A 21,822-nucleotide genomic window follows, 5' to 3' on the forward strand; every position below is an offset into this window, starting at 1 on the left:
GCACCACCGAGCCGTCAGTTCCGGACCCGCACCCACGCGTCCTCGAGGAGCGCCACGAGGTCGATCTCGCGGCGGGCCCGGTACGCGCTCAGGACGCGGCGCGGGCGGGTTTCGTCCTCGAGTCCGATCGCGGCGGCGAGCGCGGCGGCCATGCCCTCCTCCGGCACGATCTCCGGCGTCGAATGCCCGACCAGCGCCAGCGCCTTGCGCAGCGGTTCGGCGTTGTCGGCGACCGTGCGCAACGGCACCACGTCGAAATGCCCGTCGGGGTGGAACTCGAGGAACACCTCGTTGTCCTCCTCGACTCCGAGATCCTCGAGGAATCGCCGGATCGTGCCGAGCTGCGGGGTCGCGCCGGACCACCGCATCACCTGCGTCCCCAGCCGGGAACCGAGCACCAGGCCCCCTCCGGGCGGGCATCCGACGATCCCGGCCACGGCGGACGGAACCGGGAAGTCGGCGCCGCGCAGGTGGTCGCGGGTGGCGGTGATACGCAGCCGGGAGACGTCGCCGAGCCGGTAGAGCCGGCGGGTGCGCTGCGGCGACCGCACCGCGACGTGGGTGCGGACCCGTCGCCGGACCCGGCCCCCGACGACCTCGAAGTCGCCGCTGTCCGCGAAGATCCGAGCGGCGGCCTCCGAGATCGGGAACCGCTCGGTCAGGGCGGCGGCCAGCGCGGCGGCGTCGGCGGACCCGCCGGCCCCGTCGACGATCCGGGCGATGCGCGCACGGACCGCACCCGGGATGTCGGTCTCCCACCGCGCGAGCGACCACAGTCCGGATTCGGAGACGGCGAACCGTTCGTCGTCCGCGAGCTCACCGATGACGGTCGCGGTGTCGTGGGTGGTGTCCATGCGGGTGACGAGGGCGGCGGCGGGCATCGGATCGCCGAGGATCTCGAGCACCTGCGCCGCGCGATCGGCGAGGCTGTCCTGGCGAGTGAGGATCCGGCCGTCGATCACCGGCAGCCCGCAGTGCCGCAGCCACGCGGTCAGTTCGCCGGCGGGCAGATTCCACAGTGCCCCGACGGCGGCGAGTTCGACGACCCCGTTCTCGGATTCGAACTCGGCGAGCAGGGCGCGTGTCTGCCGCTCCGCCTCGGGCAGGTTCGGCACCGCGACCCAGCCGTCCGCGACTTCGAAGCGGTCGTCGAGACGGTTCAGCACCCGGCCGAGCGGAACGTCGAGACCGGGAACCTGCCGGGACAGGTCCGGGGACAGCGCCAGGATCCGGTCGAGCGAGGCGACGGGTCGCACGTGCACGCGCAGCGCGGCGAGCAGGTCCCCGACCGCCGTGCCGAACGGGAACGTCGACGGGGCGGACGGATCGGCGGGAACATCGTCGAGGACCCGTTGCCGCAGGTTCTCCCGCTCCGGCGCGGGCAAGGCCGCGACGTAGCCGCCGAGTTCGGCGATCGGATCGTGCGGTCCGGGCAGCGGCAGGTCGCGCGCGATCAGGGCGGTGATGCGCGCGGCGACCTCCTGGATCTCCTCGGGGGCACCGTCCTCGAGTTCGACGCGCAGCAGCGGCCGGTCGCCCTGGCCACGCAGCGTCCGCCAGCGGGCCAGTTCCGCGAGATCGGAGACGAGCAGGTCGAGTGCGGGCACGTTCGATCCGGTGGCCGCACCCTCCGGTGCGCGCAACACGCCGGGATCGCGCAGGATCGCGAGGACCATCGCCGCACACACGATCTCGTGCACGGTGGCGGGGCCGGCGCCGCGCACCGCGAACAGGTCGGACGGGCTGCGGTCGAGCAGCGCGGCCGTGGTCGCGACCCCCGGCAGGCGGTCGACGATCGTGGCCGCGGCGGTGCTCAGGTCCAGCGCGGCGACCGGCACGTCGATCCGGTCGGCGAGCCCGGCGGACAGCGGCATGTCCGGATGTTCGGTGACGTAGATGTGGGCGAGGGCCGCGCAGACGGCGGGAACGTCGGCCGAGGCGGCCGTCTCGGCCGGCGACTGCTTCTCCCACCAGCGGTCGCCGGGAGCGAGTTCGGACAGGGCCGCGGCGCGTCCGGAACCGTACCGGTCGAGCCACGGCATCAGATCGAGCCAGCGGCGCTCCCCGAGTTCCTTGTCGGACAACGCAATGGACCACAGCGACACGACCGGCTGCTCCTCTTCGACGCTCGGCGGGATATCACGAACCACGGACCCCCCACCGCCGCGGTCACCCACGAGAGGAAACCGCCCGGTCGACTCTACCGGTGCGCCACCGCCCGGGCTCGTGACGGGGCCGAGAGACCCGGGACGGCCCGGCGATTCGCCCGGATCGGCGCCCACCCGGCGGTAACGTTGACGGTGTCGGGGCATTCCACCGAGGTTCACCTCGAGCGAGGAGTTCCGGATGCGACGGCCACATCGCGCGACCCCCGTACTGTCGGCCGGATCGCTCTTGACCACAGTCCTCGTCACGGTGTGGCTCCTGTCGACCGCCGGCCCGGCGACCGCGTCACCGGTGTCCGGGTTCCCCCTTCCGCCACCGCCGCGTGTGACCCTCGACGACCTGCTGCCGACCCCGATCACCGACGACGAGTTCTTCGCGCGACCCGCGGATCTCGAGGCCTACCCGCCGGGCACGGTGCTGCGGGAACGTGCGGTGCGGATGCGGGCGCTCCCGGCGGCGCTCGTCCCTCACACCGCACGGCAGTTCCTGGTGCGCTCGACCGACGCGTCGGGACGGCCGATCCCGGTGACCGCGACGCTCGTGCTGCCCGACGCCCCGTGGCCCGGCGGGACGCGGCCGGTCGTCGTCTACAACATGGCGATCGATTCGCTCGGCACCCGCTGTACCCCGTCGTATCGGATGGTGCACGATGCCGTCGACATCGACGTCCCGCCGATGCTGCCGGTCCTGCTCGCCCACGGCTGGGCGGTGCTCGTCCCCGATCACGAGGGACCGAACATGGCGTATGCCGCCGGCCCGCTCGCCGGGCACGCCGTGCTGGATTCGATCCGGGGGTTGCGCACCGTCGCACCCGACCTCGCGGATTCTCCGCTCGCGATGACCGGCTACAGCGGCGGCGCCATCGCGACGGGCTGGGCCGCGCAACTGCAACCGACGTACGCGCCCGACGTGCAGTTCACCGGCGCCGCGGCCGGTGGGCTGCCCGCCGACCTGTCGCTGCTGCGGGCCACGATGAACGGGCAGCTCGGAGCCGGGCTGTTCCTCGCGGCGACGGTGGGTCTGGCCCGCGAGTATCCGCAACTGCTGGACCTGGCCGACCCGTTGACCGGGGTCCTGGCCCGGACCCCGCTGAAGGACCAGTGCACGATCGTACTGGCCGCCACCGGCGTCGCCATGGTTCCCGTCGAGGTGTTCACCACCGTCCCGGACCCGTTCGACGATCCGCGGGTGCGGCAGGTGCTCGACGACAACCGGCTCGGCGGGCAGATCCCGCAGGCCCCGATGTACCTGTACCACGGGTCGTCGCAGGTGTTCCTCGGTGACGAGTTCATCCCGGAATCGGGAGTTCTTGCCCTGCAACAGCAATGGTGCGCCGGCGGCGCGAACGTGACCTATGTGCCGGTGTGGGGTGAACACCTGACGGCCGCGGTCGCGGGTGCACCCGGGATGCTGGACTGGATCTCCGAGCGGCTCGCCGGTGTGCCGGCACCGCAGGGGTGCCCGTGAACGATCACGACGCCCGAACGATCACGACGCAGCCGTGTCCGAATCCTGGGCGTCCTGCGCGGCGGGCCTCAGCCGCAGTAGCACCAAGCCCGCGACGAACGCGACGATCAACGACGCGACCGCACCATTGACGTGCAGGGCATTGACCGCGACCGCCGCCCCGCCGACACCGGCGAGCAGCGCACACCACAGCAACGCCTTTGCGATCACCACACCCATGACCACGCACCCTCCAAGGCCCCGATCCGACAAACGACAATAGTGTCACCCGTCACAACCGCTGCGACACCGGGTCCGGCGTGTCCGAGAATCCGCGTTCCGGCGACTCCCCACGGGCCGTCCCGGTCCGTAGGCTCGGAGCCGGATGCCCCGGCGGAATCCGGGCGTGAGACGAGGCGGAGGTACGGCGTGAACTTCGGGGACGTGCGACTGCAGGATGTGACCCTGCGGGATGTGACACTGCGCGACGGACTGCAACTGACCGGCAAGCTCCTGCCCACCGAACGCAAGGTGCGCCTCGCCCGGTCCCTGCTGGCCACCGGCATCCCCGAGCTCGAGATCGGTTCGCTCGCCCGCCCGGACCTGGTCCCCCCGATGGCCAACACCCTGGAGTTGATCGCGGCGCTCACCGAGGAGGAACTCGATCGCTGCTGGGTGTGGGTCGCCACGCCGCGGCACGTGGAGAAGGCGATCGCGGCCGGCGCGCGCCACTTCCAGTACTGCTTCTCGGTGTCCGACGCCCACAACAACGCGAACATCGGCCGCGACACCGAGACGAGCGTCGCCGCGATGCCCGCCGCCGTCGAACTGGCCCACGCCGCCGGCGGCAGCATCCAGCTGTGCCTCGCCACGTCGTTCACCTGCCCGTTCGACGGCCCCGTCGACCCGGACCGGGTCCTGGAGATCGCGTGCGATCCGCGGACCGACGGCGCCGCCGACATCGTCCTCGCCGACACCCTCGGGCAGGCCGTGCCCGGCCAGGTCGCCGAGCTGATCGCGCGGGTCCGCACCGAATCCCCCGCGCGCCGGATCGTCTACCACGGCCACGACACGTGGGGACTCGGTGTCGCGAACAGCCTGGCCGCGGTGTCGGCCGGTGCGAGCGTCGTCGACGGGGCCCTCGCCGGGCTCGGCGGCTGCCCGTTCGCGCCCGGTGCGAGCGGTAACACCGCCACCGAGGACCTGCTGTTCGCAACCCGCCCGCAGTGGCTGTCGCCGGACGTGTTCGCCGATCTGGTGCGGCTCGGCGAGGACCTCGTGGCCGAACTGGACGAACCGAACCGGGCACGGGCGACGCAGGGCGCCCGTTCGGAAGCCGCAGCGTTCGAATGGGTGCTGCGTTCGTGACAGGATCACCAGCGTGCGGATCCTGATCGCCCCGGACAGTTTCAAGGGCACCTACCGTGCGGCCGAGGTCGCGGACTCCGTCGCGGCCGGCGCCGAAACGTCGGGGCACGAGACGATCCGGCTCCCGGTCGCCGACGGCGGCGAGGGCACCCTCGAAGTCCTGACCGGGCCGATGCTGCTCGACCGCATCGAGGTCGAGACGGTCAACCCGTGGCGGGTGTCGTGCGCGGGGACGTTCGGACTGGCACCGGACGGAACCGCCGTCGTCGAACTCGCGACCGCGAGCGGAATCACGACCCCGCACAACGGTTTCCGCGATCCGGTCACCGCGGACACCTACGGTACGGGCTTGCTGATGGCGGAGGCGGCGCGATGCGGCGCGGAGCGCATCGTCGTCGCGGCCGGTGGTTCGGCGACCACCGACGGCGGCCTCGGCGCCATCGCCGCGATCGACTCGTCCGGCGGCCTGCACGGCGCGGCGGTCACGGTCCTGACCGACGTCACCACCCGATACGTCGACGCGGCACGGGTGTTCGGTCCGCAGAAGGGCGCCGACCCCGCCACGGTGGATCTGCTCACCCAGCGGCTCGACGCGACCGCGATGGCCCTGCCGCGCGACCCGCGGTGCGTCGACGGCACCGGCGCGGCCGGCGGCTTCTCCGGCGGCATGTGGGCCCGGTACTGCGCCGAACTGCGCTCCGGTGCCGAATTCGTGCTCGACGCCCTCGCATTCGACCGGCATCTCGCGACCGCCGACCTCGTGGTCGTCGGCGAGGGGCGTCTCGACGGGCAGAGCCGCGCCGGGAAGATCGTCTCCGCGATCCTCGCCCGGACCGGGTCGGTACCGGTGGTCGCGGTCGTCGGGTCGGTCGGTGACGACCTCGGCGACTACCGCGACCGGTTCGCCGATGTGATCGTCGCGTCGGATGCGGACGCGATGCGCGCGGCAGGAGCCCGGCTGGGCCGCTGACCTTCCGAATCCCCTACGGGCAGGGCGCTGTCGGTGCAGGGGTGGGAGTCGGCGCGGGGCCCGTGTCCGGATCCGAGGCGCGGGCGGGCCAGGACGCGGGACGGATCTGCGGTGCGTCGGGTTCCTCCGATGCACACGGCGCCGCTTCCGGAGTTGCGGTGCCGGCCGACGCGGGCGGCGCGGACGTCGGGACCGGCCGTTCGTCGAACACGACGGCGGGTTCGTTCTCCCTCGATTCGCCGGCACCGCCGATCGCGACCGCGAGCCCGGCTCCGAGGATCGCGAGCAGCACGACCAGCACTCCCACCAGGGCGGCGATCCGGCCTCGGTTGTTGCCTCCCCCGGGCACCGGCGGCGGCGCGTCCTGCCGTGCCGCGACCAATGCCGCACCCGTCGCGCGGTGCCACGGCACCCCGTGCGGGGTCACGAACGGGACCCCGAGCACGGTGGCCAGTTCGCGGGCGGGACCGGCGTCGCCGGGACGCAGATCCAGGAACACCAGGGCCTGCGGGGATCGGCCGGCGCGGGCGACCGCCTCGTCCATCGCGTCCGGCAGCAGGTCGGCGTAGCCGACGAGTTCGTCGCCCTCCGGGGTCACGGCCGCCAGCACGCTGCCGGCGGGGACGTCCACGACCGACACGGTCTCCGCTCCCCCGCTGCGGGTGTGCACGGCCAGCACCGGGGTCTCGGCCAGTTCGGGGGCGTTGGCCAGGTACGCGAGCCGGGTCGCGTCCACGTCGGCCGGGGTCACTTCCACGGTCGCGGCCTCGCGGACGGCGTCGACGACGGCGGGATCGGCGACCAACCCGATGCGGCCGATGGCCAGCCCCGCGCGTTCGGCACGTTCGGTCATGGCGGCGACGGCACCGACCGCCGCGGCGGTCGTGTCGTCGGCGTCGGACGCGGCCCAGCGCTGCGAATCGAACGGGCCGAGCGCCGGTACATCGGCGTCGACGAGTACCGCGCTGATCTCCCCGTCGTCGACCGCGACACCGAGCACCGCACGCATGACATCCCCCTCGCCGGCACGGACTCACCTGGACGGACAACCGAGCGTAACCGACGGCTGCCCTCACCGCGGGTAGCAGCCGACCTCGAGTCCGAGCACCGTCGACACCCCGGCACCGAACGTGACCGCCGAGCCGTCGGAGGCGACCCGTCGTTCGTCGAATCGCCGGGCCAACCGCGGCACCGCCACCCGCTGATGGAATCCGGCGCGGGCAGCGGCCCGGTCGAACACCGCCACGGCACGGTCCACGTCGTGGGGCACGCTGTGGTCGGACACGAGCAGCGGCAGGTGCGCGACCCAGCCGGTGCTGCCGTCCGTCATCTCGCACCCCGCGTTCAGGCGCGAGTGGTCGGTGCCGAAGACCAGTTCCGGAAATTCCGCCGACAGCGCGTCGGCGATCTCGTGGTGCACCCGCAGGTAGTGGTCGACGGCCCCGTCGATGGTGGTCGCGACCGGTTCCGGGACGGCGTGGAATTCCGGATCGGACGCGCATCCGGTGGTCGCCGCGAGCAGCAGCGCCACCGGGAGAAGTCGCCGGGCGCTCATCGCACCGCCTGCCCGGCCAGGCCCGCGACGACCAGTGCGACGTTGTAGGAACTCGTCGTCCCGGGGGTCAGGTAGGCGCTGTGCCCGATCGAGCCGCGGTACGCCTCACCGGTCGCGCCGATGCCCGGATCCGACGACAGCCGGGTCAGGCCGTCGAGGAAGCTGGGATCGCCGCCGAACGTGCCGACATCGGCGACCGGGTCACGGTCGGCCTCGACGAGGAACGCCGAGCCCGGCGCCAGCCCCAGGTCGTGGATGTCGTCGGTACCGATACCCGGCGCGCCGAGGAACACCGCGGCGTCGGCGGGGGCGCCCTGTGCCAGTGCCATGCCGGTGACGAGCGCACCGTAGGAGTGCCCGATCGCCGTCACGTTCGGATTGTCCTCGCGCGCATCGAGACTCGTCAGGAACCGGGCCAGGCCGGGTGCCGCGCGGGTCGCCGCGAGATCGGACACCGGGCTCTGCTCCGTTATTGCGAGACCCCAACCCCATTGCGGAGCTTGATAATTCAGCCAGGTCACCGCCGCGACCGAACGGTCCGGGCGACCGGACGACTCCAGCCCGCGTTCGGCCTGGGACCGGACCGCCGCGATCTGTTCGTCGTAGCCGGCGAGATTGCCTTGCACCGTCGAGCCGGCGCCCGGGGTGAACACCGCGACGTGGTCGGCGGTGTCGACATCCCCCACCGCGACCGCGGCCATCGCCTCGCGCCCGGACAGGTCGAGCGCCAGCAGCTGCCGGTCGCCGCGCTCGAGCACGTCCGCGACGGCGTCGAGCGCGGCGAGTTTCCTGCGGGTCTGTTCGAGGCCGGCGTCGGCGTTGCTGAACAGGCCCCCGAAGATGTTGCCGTCGAGTTCGGTGGCCAGCCGCTCGGCGACGCGTTCGAGCCGGACGCGCTCGGTCTCGAGCAGTGCGCGATTCGCGCGGTCACGGTCGGCGGCAGGAATCCCGTCGAGCCCGCCGATCTCGCCCGGCCGGGTGGTGAGCAGATGCTCGCGGGCCTGCGCGCCGAGCATGTCCCACCAGCGCATCACCTCGCGCGGATCGGTGCCCGGCCCGGGAACCGGGACGATCGCCGGGCCCTGGGTGTGGATCCTGCCGAACGGTGTCCCGCCGACGTCGAGGTCGACCGCGACCTCGGCGAGCGCGGCCGCGGCCTCGCGGTCGAGGGCCGCGGCGGACTCGAGGATCGCGGCGATCTGCGCGCGGATGTCGTCGGCGTCGGCGGAATCGGCGGGCATGACGGTGCCGTCCGGTCCGATCGCCAGCCCGAGCTCCGCTGCCCGGCTCGCGGTTTCGTCGAGCCTGCCGCGCAGCAGCCGGAGCCTCGGCGCGCAGTCCGAGGCGCACCGTCCCACCTTCCGATACGAATCCGCTTGGTCGGCAATGCGTTTACCGGTCCGCGCGATGTTCCCGGCGGCGGTGTCGGAGGCCGCTCCGATCCACACCTCGCCGAAGTCACCGGCCGCGCCGACGTCGACACCGACGTTCTCGATCCGCCCGGCGAACGCCCCGAGTGTGCCGCCGAACTTCTCGAGCGCGTCCGGATTCCATTGCTGCAGTTGCCGGATGTCCATCCGCTCTCACCCCCCGAATCGCACAGTAGAGGAGGGCAACGACACCCGGCCCGCGACGAGCGTCGCGGGCCGGGTGCCTGTGGATGAATCGTGCGGTTGTGGAAAACCGTCCTTGCCGGACGATTACACGTCGGCGATGGCCTCCAGCGGAGGCGTCTTCGCGGCTCGGGCACCCGGCCACAGCGCGGCCAGGACACCGACGACACCGGATCCGATCAGCATGGCCAGCACCTGGATCCACGGAACGGTGATCTCACCGAGGCCCTGGTCGGCCAGGGTGCGAACGAAGCCCCACCCGAACACCAGGCCGAGCACCAGACCGATCACGGCGCCGAACACGGCGATGAGCAGCGACTCGAGGTAGATGGTGCGGCGCACCTGGGCGCGCTGCATGCCGACCGCGCGCAGCATCCCGATCTCCCGTCGCCGTTCCACCACCGACAGCGCCAGGGTGTTGACGATGCCGAGGATCGCGATGACCACGGCCAGGGCCAGCAGCCCGTAGAGGACGGCGAGCAGCGTGTCGATCTGCGCCGCCTGCTGACCCTTGAACTGTTCGCGGTCGAGGACCTGCACCACGACGAACTGCTTGGTCGCGTCCTCGAGCCCGGTGCGGATCGTCTCCGGATCGCTGCCGTCGGCGGTGTTGAGCAGCACCACCATGGGGGCACGCGCGGCGGCCGGGACGAACCGGTCGAGCATCTCCGGCGACAGGACCCACAGCCCGACGACCTGGTTGTCCTCGTAGATGCCGGCGACCGTCGTCTCGACGGTGTCACCGTCCCGGTTGGTCATCGGCACCGTCGACCCCACCTGCAGGCCGTGCTTGTCCGCGGTGTCCGCCGAGACCAGCATCTCGTCGCCCGCGATTCGCTCGGTGCCGGCGGTCATGTCCAGGGACAGGACATTGTCGACCGGGCCGGACATGGCCGCGCCGAACTCGTCGTCGTCGCCGACCTTCGCCTGCACCCCGTACACGCCGACGGCTTCGGTCACCCCGGGAACACCCGCGGCCGCGGCCTCCGCGCCCGCCGGCACGCCCATCATCTGCGGGCCTGTGAGCATGAACTCGGACTTGACGCCGGTGTCGACGAGGGTGTTCACACTGGACTTGGCGGACGCACCGAACACGGCGATGACCGACACCAGCATCAGGCCGAGCGTCAGCGCGAACGCCGTCGCGGCGGTGCGCCGCGGGTTCCGCGCGGCATTGGTGCGTGCCAGGCGGCCGATCGCGCCGAACGGGCGGGCGAACACGGCGCCGAGCGCTCCGACGATCGGCTTCGACAGCGCCGGGGCGGCGAGCAGAACCGCGAGGATCAGCGCGAGGGCGCCGACGCCGACGGTCGCGGCGGCGCCGCCGCCGGTCCCCTGCGCACCGATCACGACGCCGACGACACCGGCGACGGCCGCGACCGCGCCGACGATCGTGCGCAGCCGCAGCGACTCGACGGTGGCCGTCGACTCCTCACGCATGGCAGCGACCGGCGGGACCTTCGTGGCCCGGCGGGCCGGGGCGTACGCGCTGACGACGGTGACGACGACACCGATCAGCAGCGCGATGATCACCGTGCGCGGCGCCAGCTGCAGCGGCCCCGACGGCAGCCCGATGTCCGCGGCGTTGAGGGCGGCGCGCAGCCCGTAGGCCAGGGCGACGCCGGCGGCGATGCCCAGGGCGCTGCCGACCAACCCGACGACGAGGGCCTCGAGGGTCACCGAGCGCCCAACCTGCTGACGGCTGGCGCCGATGGCGCGCAGCAGCGCCAGTTCGCGCAGCCGCTGCGCGACGATCATCGAGAAGGTGTTGTAGATGATGAACGTGCCGACCAGCAGGGCGATCGCGCCGAACGCGAGCAGGAAGTAGTTGAGGAAGCTCAGCGCCTGCTCGACGTCGGACTTGACGTCCTCGGTGACCTCGGCGCCGGTCTGCACCTTCAGATCGGGCAGGGCCGCGGCGACCTCGTCGCGCAGCTCGTCCGGTGACACACTGCCGTCGGAGGCGACGTCGACGTACTGCACGTGACGGCCGTCGGTGAACAGGTCGCGGGCCTGTTGCTCGGTGAACAGCGCGCCCACGTAGCCGCCGGTGTCGGTCTCGATGTCGTAGATGCCGCTCACGGTGACGGGCAGGATGCCGTGCGAGGCGGTGAGCACCTTCGTCGTGTCCCCGACCGCGAGATCGCCGCGGGTGGCGGCGCTCGCGTTCAGGGCGATCTGCCCGGCGGCGACCGGCGGGCCGCCGGCGACGAACGTCTCGGGGTCGCCGAGCGTGCGGTCCGGCGGCAGGTAGGCGGAACCCTCCGCGGGGGCTCCACCGGTCTGGATCGCGGCGCCCTCCGAGTCGAGGACGATGACGCCACCGCTGTACGCGGGCACCACGGCCTTGACGCCCGGCACGGCCGCGATCACGTCGATGTCCTGGACCGGGACACCGCTGGCGCCCGACTGTTCGGTGCCGACACGCACGTCGACGCCCTTGGCGACGTCGGCGAAGATGCTGTCGAACGTGCGCTGCAGGGTGTCGGTGAACACGAACGACCCGGTGACGAACGCGGTGCCGAGCACCACGGACAGCACCGTCAGCAGCAGCCGCACCTTGTGCGCGGCGATGTTGCGCAAGGCAACTTTGGTGATGGGATTCGACATGTGTGACGTGTCCTCTATTCCGCCGCGTATTCGGCCGCGGACACCGTGGTGGTGGTGGTGTCGAAGCGCTTCATGCGGTCGAGCACGGCGTCGGCGGTCGGATCGCGCAGTTCGTCGACGATGCTGCCGTCGGCGAGGAACACCACGCGGTCCGCGTAGCTCGCCGCGGTGGGGTCGTGGGTGACGATGACGACCGTCTGGCCGAACTCGTCGACGGACGCGCGCAGGATCGACAGGACCTCCCCCGACGACCGCGAGTCCAGGTTGCCGGTCGGCTCGTCACCGAAGATGATGTCGGGCCGGCCGGCGAGAGCGCGGGCGCAGGCCACGCGCTGCTGCTGACCACCGGACAGCTCGCCCGGGCGGTGATCCAGGCGCTCGCCGAGTCCGAGCCGGGACACGACGGTGTCGAGCCAGTCGCGGTCGACCTTGCGGCCGGCGATGTCGAGCGGCAGCGTGATGTTCTCGAGTGCGGTCAGGGTCGGCACCAGGTTGAACGCCTGGAACACGAACCCGATGCGGTCGCGGCGGAGCTGGGTCATCTGCTTGTCGGACAGCGAGGTCAGGTCGGTGTCGCCGATGAGCACCGACCCCGAGGTGGCGCTGTCGAGACCGGCGAGGCAGTGCATGAGCGTCGACTTGCCCGAGCCGGACGGGCCCATGATGGCGGTGAACTCCCCCGCCGCGAAATCGGCGGTCACACCGGCGAGCGCGTGGACGGCGGTCTCCCCGGTTCCATAGATCTTCTTCAGGTTGATGGCGCGAGCGGCTGCGGCGCTGTGAGATGACATGCGCTCCATCTTCCCGGGTGTCCGGTTCGGGCACCATCGGGGACCACCCTGATCCTGGCCCTCGGGGGTGCCCGGGGTGGTCAGCCCCAGCGTGCCTGACCACCGTCGAGCGGGATCGTCGCGCCGGTGAGGTAGCGGGCATCGTCGCTCACGATCCACGCGACCGCGCGCCCGATGTCGTCCTCGCAGTCGCCGATCCGGCGCAGCGGAATGCTCGCGACGAACGCGGCGGCTTCCTCCGGCCGGTTCTCGGTCCACCACTTCAATCCGGGCGACAGGGCGTGCGGGGCGACCGCGTTGACCCGGATGTTGTCGGGTCCCCACTCGGAGGCGGCGGTGCGGGTCAGCGACCGCAGGGCTTCCTTGACGGACGCGTAGCCGCCGTAGCCGCTGGTGTCCCACCGCACCGCGGCGGAGGTGACCATGTTGACGATGTTGCCACCGCCGCGTTCCTTCATGATCGGGTGGACGGTCTGCATCGCGTGCAGCGCGGCGATCGGGCCGGACCCGTAGGCCTTCGCCATCAGCTCGGGTGTGAGGGCGAGCAGCGGGCCGAGGGGGTTGAGGCTCGCGTTGTTGACGAGGACGTCGACTCCACCGAACAGCTCGACGGTCCTCTCGATCGCGGCGGTGATCCGGGCGGTGTCGGCGATGTCGCACACGATCGGCTCGGCGACGCCGCCGAACGCGCGGATCTGCTCGACGGTGTCGACGAGCTTGGACTCGGTGCGACCGGTCACGGCGATCGAGGCACCCTCGCGGGCCAGAGCGAACGCCACCCCCTGTCCGACGCCCTGCCCGGCTCCGGTGATGAATGCGACCTTGCCCTCGAGTGTGCCCATGGACGACCTTTCCGTGCTCTCGCGCAGCGTGCCGTCGGGTATGCAAACAGATCCTGCCGCCTGCGGGCCGGGTTGTCCCGGTGATCGGTAACCGGGCCGGACCTGCACAGCTCCCGTCCGCGGCCATCGCTTAGGCTCGTGCACCGAGGCCGTACCACCCGAGTCGGCGCCCCACCGGGAGGAAACGATGACCGAGCACGACACGCACGACGGCCCGATCCGCCTCGACGGCGACATCGCCGTGGCCACCGAGGAACGGCAGCAGCTGATCGACCTGAGCATCCGTGCCCTGGCGGAGCTGCTCGGCAGCGCGCCCGAGACCGACGAGGACGGCGATATCGCGATCCCGGTCCACGGGTTCGGCGTGTACGTCACGGTGGCCGAGGACTCCCCGGAGCTGCACGTGTGGTCGTCGCTGCTGAGCGACATCGACAGCGGGGGCAACACGGCCGCGCTGGTCGCCGAGCTGTCCGAGGAATGGCCGCGTCTGCGCTTCAGCTTCCAGCAGGGCCACCTGCTGGTGTCGACAATCCTCGACGCCGACCCGTTCGCGCCCCAGCACCTGGTGAACCTCATCGGCGAGATCCACGAGCTCACCCACGAGGTCGACGACGACTTCGCGGCCCGGTTCGGCGGCGTCCTCGACTGCGACGCCGACGACGACTCGTACGCCGGTGGATGCGGCGGCTGCGGCGAAGGATGCGCGTGCGGCCACGACAACGAACTCGGTGCGACCATCCCGGTCGGAGAACCCGAAGCGTAGGCAGGCTCCGGCGTTACGCTGGAGCTCATGCGGATAGGCGCACACGTCCGTCGGGACGACGATCCGACCGGTCAGGGTGAACGTCTCGGCGCGGACCTGGTGCAGGTCTTCCTCACCGACCCGCAGAAATGGGACACGCCCGGACCGCATCCGCGTGCCGAGCAGATCCTCGCGTCCGACATCGACGTGGTCGTGCACTCGCCGTACGTCATCAATGTCGCGAGCCTGAACAACCGGCTGCGGATGCCCTCGCGCAAGGCGGTCGCCGAGCATGCCGCGGCCGCCGCCGCGATCGGCGCGTTCGGCCTCGTCGTGCACGGAGGGCACGTCCGCGAGGGCGAGAACGTCGCGGCCGGGGTGGAGAACTGGCGGAAACTGTTCGAACGCCAGGAGGACAAGGGCGGCTTCGGGGTGCCGATCCTCGTGGAGAACACCGCGGGCGGGGACTTCGCGATGGCCCGCTACGTCGACGCGATCGGCCGGTTGTGGGATGCCATCGGCGACTACGGCGCCGGGTTCTGCCTCGACACCTGCCACGCGTGGGCGGCCGGTGAGGATCTCGTCGACGTCGTCGAGCGGGTGCGCGCCGTCACCGGACGTATCGATCTTGTGCACCTGAACAATTCGCGCGACGAATTCGATTCGGCCCGCGACCGGCACGCGAACCTCGCGGACGGGCAGATCGACCCCGCGCTGCTCGTCGAGGTCGCCACCGCGGCCGGCGCCCCCATCATCCTGGAAACACCCGAGGACGGAATGGCCGAGGACATCGCCTTTCTGAGGGAGAAACTGGGCTGACGCCCCGTGTGCCTTTGTGGCGGTTGGGGGCGCCACAAAGGCACACCGGGGCGTCAGCCCACGTCGCCGGTGAGATAGCGCTGCAGGGTCGGCCCGATGATCTCGACGACACGGTCGGCGGGCAGCGACGCGAGCGGTTCGATCCGCAGGATGTACCGCATCACCATGAGCCCGGCCATCTGCGAGGCGACCAGTTCGACGCGCAGCGGACCGGTGCCCGCCGGGTGGTCCACGCGGGGCACGATTTCATCGAAGGCGATGTCCAACAGGAAGGTTCGCAGCAGACCCACATCGCCACCACCACCGATCACGGTGCGGAAGACGGCGATGATCGCGTCGCGGTGCGGGGAGTCCCACACGCCGAGCAGCGCCGTCGCCAACCGCGGGCCGATCTCGTCGACGGGCGCCGCGCGCACGGGCGCGAGGACGTCGTCGGGGTCGACGGGCAGCGCGATCGCCGCGACGAACAGCGCGTGTTTGTTGCCGAAGTAGTGGTGCACCAGCGCGGCGTCCACTTCGGCGCGGGCCGCGATCGCCCGGATGGTCGTCTTTCCGAAACCGTTGTCCGCAAACAACTCTCGCGCCGATTCGAGGATGCGGTCCCGGCTGCCGGAGTTGCCGGGACGCCGGCCCGGCCGCGTTGCGGTCACGGCGTCCGGCGGCGCAGGGTGGCCGCGGCCAGCCACAATCCGACAAAGACGAATCCTGCGACCACGATCAGATCGCGCGCCATCACCGCGGTCACCCCGGGATGAGCGGCGACCTGCTGCAGGGCCTCGACGGCGTAGCTCAACGGAAGCACGTTGCTGATCCACTGCAGCACCACGGGCAGTTGATCCCGCGGCACCAGCAGCCCGCACAGCAGCAACTGGGGAATGACGAGCACCGGCATGAACTGCACGGCCTGGAATTCGGTGCGGGCGAACGCACTGCACAGCAACCCCAGGGAGACCCCGAGCACGGCGTCGAGCACCGCGATGAAGATGACCCACGCGACGCTGCCCGCCGCGGTCAGGCCGAGAAACCCGAACGTGATCAGGCACGCGAGCCCGGCCTGCACGGCGGCCGCGAGGGAGAACGCGCTGCCGTACCCGGCGAGCAGGTCGAATTTCGCGAGCGGCGTGGTGAGCAACCGCTCGAGGGTGCCCGACGAGCGCTCGCGTTGCATCGCGATGGACGTGACGAGGAACATCACCACGAACGGCAGGATCCCGAGCATCGTGATCGCGATCCGGTCGAACAGGGAGGGACCCACCGGCGGGGCGGGCACGTTCCGGTAAATGAAGTACAGCAGCGTCATCAGCAGGCTCGGAACGAGCACGAGCATCGCGACGGTGCGATGGTCGGCCCGCAACTGCCGCAGGATCCGCGTCGTCGTGGCGGCGTAGATGGTGACATTCACGACTGCGCTCCTTCCCGAGTCCTGATCAGCCGCAGAAAGGCGTCCTCGAGCCGCGATTCGCCGGTCTGCTCCCGGAGATCACCGGGAGTGAGCTTGCCGAGCAACCGCCCCTCGCGCAGCAGCAGCAACTGCGCGCAGCGGTCGGCCTCGTCCATCACGTGACTCGAAATCAGCAGGGTCACACCGCGATCGGCGAGCATGTGGAAGTGGTCCCACAGCTCGACGCGCAGCACCGGATCGAGCCCGACGGTCGGTTCGTCGAGCACGAGCAGTTCCGGGTCGCCGACCAACGCGCACGCCAGCGACACTCTGCCGAGCTGTCCGCCGGACAGATTCCCGGCGAGCTGCTTGGAATGGCTGCTCAGCCCGACGGCCGCGATCGTCTCGTCGACCACTGCGCCGGACCGTCCGTAGAGGGCGGCGAAGTAGGCGACGTTCTTGGCGACGGTCAGATCGGGGTAGACGCTGGGGTCCTGGGTCACGTATCCGACACGCCGGCGCAGGCTCGCCTCCCCCGCGGGCCGGTCCAGCACGGTGACCGTGCCGGACTCGATGATCTGGGTGCCCACGATGCACCTCATCAGGGTGGTCTTGCCGCACCCGGAGGGGCCGAGAAGTCCGGTGACCGAGCCGCGGGGAATCGTGACGGTCACGTCCTCGAGTGCCCGGTGCGGGCCGCGACGGACGTTCAGATTGCGGATGTCGACGGCAGGAGTCGAGGTATCCATGGGATTCTCAATTCATCGATCGATGAAATCATCGTCTGTTGAATTGTCCGCCCGCTCACCCGCGCCGTCAACCCCCGCCGCTCCGGTCAGGGCGTCAGCACCCAGCGACCGCGCACCCCGCTCTCGCCCGCCGACCGGTAGGCATCGGCGGCCCGGTCGAGCGGCACGACGGCGTGCACGCGGGCGGGCAGTTCGCCGGTCGCCGTCCGGGCGAGCAGCTCGGCGAGACGAGCCCCCTCGGCCTGCACCGATACGGCGGCGACGGAGATTCCGCGTTCGGCGGCAGGCTCCCCTCCCGGCCGCACGCCGACGTAGCGCCCGCCGTCCCGAACCAGGCCGAGACCTTCGTCCTGCAGTCCCGCGCAGTCGGCCACCGCGTCCCAGCCGGGTTCGGCGGCGGTCGTGAATTCGGCGCCGAGGCCGCGGACGTACTCCTCGTCCGACGTTCTGGCCAGGCCGGTCACGTGCCAGCCGCGATACCGGGCGAGCGACGTGACGTATCCGCCGACCGCGCCGGCCGCGCCGGTCACCAGCAACCTCCCACCGGCCGGCGCATCGCCGAGCAGGTCGACGATCTGTGCGGCGGCGAGGCCGTTGAGCGGCACTGTCGATGCCTCGACGAGGCCCAGGCCGTCGGGCACCAAGGCGAGGTCCACTGCGGGCACGAGGACGTACTCGGCGTGCGTCCCGACGGCCCGGTCGAAACCGGTCACCAATCCGGCAACCCGGGTGCCGACGGCCAGGTCGACATCGGGGCCGGTGGCGGCGACGGTTCCGGCGAAATCCCAGCCGATGCCGGTGTGTTCGGGTTGATCGATCAGTCCCCGTTCGTGGAACCATCCGGACGCGGTCGTGAGGTCGACGGGGTTGACGGAGGCCGCGGCAACCCGGACGCGGGCCTCGCCGGGGCCGGGTTCGGGGAGCGGGACCTCGACGACCTCGACGGCGTCGGGCGTGCCGGGCGTGCGGACGACGGCGGCGCGGTACGTGGTGGTGCGGAGTTCGGTGGCGCTCATGGCTACCTCCTCGTCGGAGAGTTCGCTTTCGTCTGGCACACACCACTTTCGTAGAGCTACTCTCTATTGGTAAGTAGGCACTCGAGAGTGCGTAACTTCCTTCGCTTACGGGGAGGAGCCGGCGATGGCAACGACGACCGCGGCCGACAAACGGGCACACGCCAAGCTCGAATACGACGCGTACCTGGCCGCGTGCCCCAGCCGCCGACTGCTCGATCGGATCTCCGACAAGTGGGTCGCCCTGGTGCTCGCGGCCCTCGGGGACGAGACCGGCGCACCCCGTTCGCTGCGGTATTCGGAACTGTCCCGGCACCTCGCGGGAGTCAGCCAGAAGATGCTCACGCAGACGTTGCGCAACCTCGAGCGCGACGGTCTGGTCACGCGCACCGTCACACCCACCGTGCCGGTGACCGTCACGTACGAACCGACCGCTCTCGGCCTGTCGCTCCACGCGCTGATGAAGCAGGTGAAGGCGTGGGCGGAAGCGAACATGGACGAAGTGCTCACCAATCGTGAGCAGTACGACGCACGGGCGGCGGCCTCGCCAATCACCGATTCCCATGGATCACAGCCGTAACATCGATCCCATGAACCACCGCCGCGTCGCCGTCGTCGCCGTTGCCGCTGTCGCGGCCCTGACCCTGGCCGGGTGCGCCGATTCGCAGAGCCCCGCGCCGCCGGCGTCGGCCGGCACGATCCCCACCACCACCGCACCCGCGGCGGCGAAGAACCTCCCCGTCGACGCGGCCGCCAAGTCGGCGCCGGCAGCGCCCGGTTCGAAGCTGACGGTCACCGACATCCGCACCGGCACCCACGACGGCTTCGATCGCGTGGTCTACGAACTCGGCGGCAGCGGCACACCGGGCTGGCGCGTCGCTTACGTCGACCGTGCCGTGCAGGACGGCAGCGGAAACGAGGTCGCGGTCGCGGGCGGAGCGATCCTGCAGGTTCTCATCGACGGTTCCGCCTACCCGTTCGACAGCGGCGTGGAGCAGTACGCCGGCCCGCAACCGGTGCTCGCGGCGCCCGGCGGCTCGGTCGTCGAGGTCAACGGCGCAGGTGTGTTCGAGGGCGTCACCCAGTCGTTCATCGGGATCAAGGATCCCGACACGCCGTTCTCGGTGTACTCCCTGACCGGCCCGACCCGCCTCGTGATCGACGTGGCGCGCCCGTAGGGCACTCATCCCGAACGGGCGTTCCAGACAGCGTCGACCTCGGTCAATACCGCATCACGTGCAGGATCGCGCCGGCGGTCCACATCGCGAGAATCGCCAGCGGGAGCGTCGCCATCGACACGACCAACCCCGCACCGAGATGGCGCACACGGCCAGAGAAGAGACAACAGACGAGGCCGGACACGAATGGCAACGCCAGGGCGGTCCAGCCGAATTCACGTGGGACCCAGAACGGTACGGTCGCCTGGACCACGATCCCGGCAACCACACCGATCAGACTCGCCGGGCCGAACACTCGTCCGGGCGCAATCCGGGTCTCGTCGGCTACCACTACCGCACCACCAGAATCACACCGCCGTAGATCGCAACCAGCGATCCCACCGCGACCCCCAGCGCGACCCCGGCGCGGATCCGCGACGTGGTCCGCAGCAGCACCGCCGAGGCGAGCGGTGTCAGAATCGCCGCGAGAACCACCAACGCCACAAGTAGTTGGGGCTCATTCGTGTCGTCCATCCCGAACGCCTCGAAAACGAATATGGCAATCGCGAACGTGAACGCGAGCGAGATCGGTACCATCACAGTCGCTGATCCCCAGAACAGCCCGTCGGTAGCCACGCGGGGCTTCAGTTCCTGTCCAGTCACATTCAGCTGCCTCACGACCGTCCTCCGTGCGCCCACGCGAGGTTCACTTCTTGGAGCGCCATGGGCTGCACGCCATCGAAACGTTCTGTGGCCGAGGAGTAGTCGCCCAGAGTGTGATCGAACGGTAGGTTGCCGAGCGGGCCCCACTTCGAGCCGCTGTCAGCCGGGTCGATATAGATCTGTTGCGTACTGCCGGATACTGAATCCTGATAGATCTCCAAAGACGGATAGTTCCCGATCTGCGCGGCAACACCGACCCTCTCCGGACCAGGAGCGAGAACTATGTCCCCTTTCACGGAATGAAATGTCGTCAGTGCCTCCGAATCGAGAGGCGGCAGTGCATTCGTCGCCTCGTACACAAGTCGTACCGACCCGTCCGAGAGCTGCTGTACGTTCACCGCAGGAGCACCGACTTCCACTTCGCCTGTCACCCCGACGGACGGATTCTGACGCGCAATCACGACGCCGTTCTCGTAGTCCACGTACAGCGAAACCCTCGTTCGTTCCGGATCGAACGTCGGATCCTCGTCTCGATCATCACCGAGATCGTTGTGAATGAAGTTGACAACTTCACCAGCCGGAATAAAGAGACCCATTCGGACGATCCCCTGCCCCGGGACCGGTTCGATACGGCCGACCACCACTTCGGCGCGCACGCCCTGGTTCTTGTCCAGATAACTTGTGGTGTCGAGAGCCATCGCGGTACGCCAATCGACCGCGGTCGCCGGGCGTCGTCCGAACATCGTGTCGAATGCGATCGAGGCAGCGGTCAATCGTCCCGGAGTCGAGACAGCAGACTCCCGCAACTCCGGGGGCACGCCCTGCGGGCTGTTCGACGACAGTTCACCGGCGAGCGCCTCCAACGCAGCCGCAAGACTTCCGTCGATCGCCCGGATCCCTTCGACGGCATTCCGAATCCGTTCTGCGAAGTAGTCTGCGAGTTCGTCCTGGCGAGCCCTGAGTTCATCGTCGGCCGCAGGCCTCGGGGTCAGCGCCCAATCTTCACCGACGATGAACAGTTCCTCCGCCTCAGCCACCACTGCTCGCAGGAACTCCAGCATCGATTCGAGTTCACGGGCACTTCCGTCGTAGGCGTCGACGATCGCCTGCACCGTTCCCGCAAGGCGTCGAACCTCGTCGTACTCGTCGTCTGCTCGGTGCGCTGCCGCATCGAAGGCGATTCCGGTCCATTCCGGAGCCATTCCACGAACGTCGTTGCGCATGGTTCCGGCCACGTCGACGATCGATCGGCAAATCCCGTCCAGGTTCGAGGCCGTCACGGTCAGGTCCGACGATTTCCACAGCTCGATCTGAGACCGGCTCGGGGTCACGGGAGGTCCCCCATGGTAGCGAGTTGCGCCGCGAATACGCCCTCGGCGACCTGGTAATCCCCGGCCGATCCTCTCGCGAGACCCGACATGTACGCGATCCGGTCTGCCGCGGCAACGGTCGCGGCATTCAGCGCCTGAACTACCGCGACGCTGACCTGCGCGGTACGACTTCCGGGGAATCGCACAACCGAGTCCCCACGCCCGAGGCCCTCCGAAAGCTCCTCGATCGCTTCCGTCGCCGAATCGAGCAATCCGGACAATCGCCGGAGCTCTTCGGGATTCACCCGGAAGAGGTCGACTGCACTCGGGGGCCCCGGGTCGACCGTGCCCGGAGACGAGTCCCCCGACTCGCCGAGCATCGCTTCCATGTAGTCGTCGACGAATACAGCAGACTCGCTCGGGACAGCACTGGTCACGTTTCGAAATTCCCCCCGCTCAGTGGACGACGCGCTCGCGTCCTTCCGGCTCCCCCTCCGGCCGGGTGAGAGTATCACCGTCACGAGGCGCGCAAGCGACACGCTGTGGGGCAGGTGTGTCGCCGACTACCCTTGACCTCGAGCCTGCTCGAGGTTCTACGGTCGGGGCTACGAGAGAGGGAGGCTCCGC

Annotated in this window: 23 protein-coding genes; 7 read left to right on the plus strand and 16 right to left on the minus strand. The window is 70.4% G+C overall.

Annotated features, from left to right (window positions below; translation table 11 throughout):
- Positions 1 to 14: 14 nt before the first annotated feature.
- Positions 15 to 2,150 carry a hypothetical protein gene (locus M1M07_RS11905; RefSeq protein WP_248674285.1) on the minus strand — a complete coding sequence of 712 codons (2,136 nt, stop codon included), beginning with the start codon at positions 2,148 to 2,150 and terminating at the stop codon, positions 15 to 17.
- 244 nt (positions 2,151 to 2,394) lie between these two features.
- Between M1M07_RS11905 and M1M07_RS11910 the strand changes: the two genes are divergently transcribed.
- Positions 2,395 to 3,633 (plus strand): lipase family protein, encoded by a 1,239-nt coding sequence (locus tag M1M07_RS11910; RefSeq protein WP_282581989.1) that lies wholly within the window; start codon positions 2,395 to 2,397, stop codon positions 3,631 to 3,633.
- 21 nt (positions 3,634 to 3,654) lie between these two features.
- On the opposite strand, the gene M1M07_RS11915 is transcribed toward M1M07_RS11910, so the two are convergent.
- A complete protein-coding gene (locus tag M1M07_RS11915; protein WP_197256110.1) occupies positions 3,655 to 3,852 on the minus strand; it encodes a hypothetical protein in 198 nt (65 codons plus the stop codon).
- Positions 3,853 to 4,071: 219 nt separating this feature from the next.
- Between M1M07_RS11915 and M1M07_RS11920 the strand changes: the two genes are divergently transcribed.
- Together M1M07_RS11920 and M1M07_RS11925 are read left to right on the plus strand one after the other, a co-directional pair.
- Positions 4,072 to 4,980: a hydroxymethylglutaryl-CoA lyase gene (locus M1M07_RS11920; protein ID WP_197256123.1), complete on the plus strand. Its 909-nt coding sequence runs from the start codon at positions 4,072 to 4,074 to the stop codon at positions 4,978 to 4,980.
- A 13-nt stretch (positions 4,981 to 4,993) separates the two neighbouring features.
- Positions 4,994 to 5,950 carry a glycerate kinase gene (locus M1M07_RS11925; RefSeq protein ID WP_197256108.1) on the plus strand — a complete coding sequence of 319 codons (957 nt, stop codon included), beginning with the start codon at positions 4,994 to 4,996 and terminating at the stop codon, positions 5,948 to 5,950.
- A 13-nt stretch (positions 5,951 to 5,963) separates the two neighbouring features.
- On the opposite strand, the gene M1M07_RS11930 is transcribed toward M1M07_RS11925, so the two are convergent.
- The 6 genes from M1M07_RS11930 to M1M07_RS11955 form a co-directional block, all read right to left on the minus strand.
- Entirely contained in the window at positions 5,964 to 6,959 is a 996-nt protein-coding gene (locus M1M07_RS11930) for a hypothetical protein (RefSeq protein ID WP_248674286.1), read from the minus strand.
- A 63-nt stretch (positions 6,960 to 7,022) separates the two neighbouring features.
- Positions 7,023 to 7,505, minus strand: coding sequence for an LppA family lipoprotein (locus M1M07_RS11935; RefSeq protein WP_197256104.1), 483 nt, complete (start codon positions 7,503 to 7,505; stop codon positions 7,023 to 7,025).
- Complete coding sequence (locus M1M07_RS11940; protein WP_248674287.1) at positions 7,502 to 9,082, minus strand: alpha/beta hydrolase; 1,581 nt, start codon at positions 9,080 to 9,082, stop codon at positions 7,502 to 7,504. Before M1M07_RS11940 ends, M1M07_RS11935 begins: the two co-directional genes overlap by 4 nt.
- 123 nt (positions 9,083 to 9,205) lie before the next feature.
- Entirely contained in the window at positions 9,206 to 11,728 is a 2,523-nt protein-coding gene (locus tag M1M07_RS11945) for an ABC transporter permease (protein WP_248674288.1), read from the minus strand.
- Between the two features lie 14 nt (positions 11,729 to 11,742).
- Entirely contained in the window at positions 11,743 to 12,519 is a 777-nt protein-coding gene (locus M1M07_RS11950; RefSeq protein WP_248674289.1) for an ABC transporter ATP-binding protein, read from the minus strand.
- A gap of 80 nt (positions 12,520 to 12,599) precedes the next feature.
- Complete coding sequence (locus M1M07_RS11955) at positions 12,600 to 13,361, minus strand: SDR family NAD(P)-dependent oxidoreductase (RefSeq protein WP_248674290.1); 762 nt, start codon at positions 13,359 to 13,361, stop codon at positions 12,600 to 12,602.
- Positions 13,362 to 13,548: 187 nt separating this feature from the next.
- Between M1M07_RS11955 and M1M07_RS11960 the strand changes: the two genes are divergently transcribed.
- Complete coding sequence (locus M1M07_RS11960) at positions 13,549 to 14,124, plus strand: hypothetical protein (protein ID WP_248674291.1); 576 nt, start codon at positions 13,549 to 13,551, stop codon at positions 14,122 to 14,124.
- Positions 14,125 to 14,151: 27 nt separating this feature from the next.
- On the plus strand, positions 14,152 to 14,922 hold the full coding sequence (locus tag M1M07_RS11965) for a deoxyribonuclease IV (RefSeq protein WP_197256091.1): 771 nt from the start codon (positions 14,152 to 14,154) through the stop codon (positions 14,920 to 14,922).
- A gap of 53 nt (positions 14,923 to 14,975) precedes the next feature.
- Here M1M07_RS11965 and M1M07_RS11970 read toward each other — a convergent pair whose 3' ends face one another.
- From M1M07_RS11970 to M1M07_RS11985, 4 genes are all read right to left on the minus strand, one after another.
- Positions 14,976 to 15,572: a TetR family transcriptional regulator gene (locus M1M07_RS11970; protein WP_248674292.1), complete on the minus strand. Its 597-nt coding sequence runs from the start codon at positions 15,570 to 15,572 to the stop codon at positions 14,976 to 14,978.
- Positions 15,569 to 16,324, minus strand: a complete 756-nt coding sequence (locus M1M07_RS11975; RefSeq protein ID WP_197256087.1) for an ABC transporter permease — start codon at positions 16,322 to 16,324, stop codon at positions 15,569 to 15,571. Before M1M07_RS11975 ends, M1M07_RS11970 begins: the two co-directional genes overlap by 4 nt.
- On the minus strand, positions 16,321 to 17,052 hold the full coding sequence (locus tag M1M07_RS11980; RefSeq protein ID WP_248674293.1) for an ABC transporter ATP-binding protein: 732 nt from the start codon (positions 17,050 to 17,052) through the stop codon (positions 16,321 to 16,323). The genes M1M07_RS11975 and M1M07_RS11980 overlap by 4 nt, the downstream gene beginning before the upstream one ends.
- Positions 17,053 to 17,138: 86 nt before the next feature.
- The gene (locus tag M1M07_RS11985) at positions 17,139 to 18,068 is read right to left on the minus strand and encodes an NADP-dependent oxidoreductase (protein WP_248674294.1); all 930 of its coding nucleotides are present in this window, start codon (positions 18,066 to 18,068) and stop codon (positions 17,139 to 17,141) included.
- Between the two features lie 124 nt (positions 18,069 to 18,192).
- Here M1M07_RS11985 and M1M07_RS11990 point away from each other — a divergent pair, with 124 nt between their 5' ends.
- Positions 18,193 to 18,645, plus strand: coding sequence for a helix-turn-helix domain-containing protein (locus tag M1M07_RS11990; RefSeq protein ID WP_248674295.1), 453 nt, complete (start codon positions 18,193 to 18,195; stop codon positions 18,643 to 18,645).
- A gap of 10 nt (positions 18,646 to 18,655) precedes the next feature.
- Positions 18,656 to 19,243 (plus strand): hypothetical protein, encoded by a 588-nt coding sequence (locus M1M07_RS11995; protein WP_197256078.1) that lies wholly within the window; start codon positions 18,656 to 18,658, stop codon positions 19,241 to 19,243.
- A gap of 43 nt (positions 19,244 to 19,286) precedes the next feature.
- Here the strand turns inward: M1M07_RS11995 and M1M07_RS12000 are convergent, their stop codons facing one another.
- The 4 genes from M1M07_RS12000 to M1M07_RS12015 form a co-directional block, all read right to left on the minus strand.
- The gene (locus M1M07_RS12000; protein WP_197256076.1) at positions 19,287 to 19,538 is read right to left on the minus strand and encodes a hypothetical protein; all 252 of its coding nucleotides are present in this window, start codon (positions 19,536 to 19,538) and stop codon (positions 19,287 to 19,289) included.
- Positions 19,539 to 19,573: 35 nt separating this feature from the next.
- Positions 19,574 to 19,756 (minus strand): hypothetical protein, encoded by a 183-nt coding sequence (locus M1M07_RS12005; RefSeq protein WP_248674296.1) that lies wholly within the window; start codon positions 19,754 to 19,756, stop codon positions 19,574 to 19,576.
- A 140-nt stretch (positions 19,757 to 19,896) separates the two neighbouring features.
- Entirely contained in the window at positions 19,897 to 21,216 is a 1,320-nt protein-coding gene (locus M1M07_RS12010) for a hypothetical protein (RefSeq protein ID WP_248674297.1), read from the minus strand.
- On the minus strand, positions 21,213 to 21,632 hold the full coding sequence (locus M1M07_RS12015) for a hypothetical protein (RefSeq protein ID WP_248674298.1): 420 nt from the start codon (positions 21,630 to 21,632) through the stop codon (positions 21,213 to 21,215). The genes M1M07_RS12010 and M1M07_RS12015 overlap by 4 nt, the downstream gene beginning before the upstream one ends.
- Positions 21,633 to 21,822: the final 190 nt, after the last annotated feature.

Source organism: Rhodococcus sp. HM1 (genome assembly GCF_023218075.1).
Classification (GTDB): Bacteria; Actinomycetota; Actinomycetes; order Mycobacteriales; family Mycobacteriaceae; genus Rhodococcus.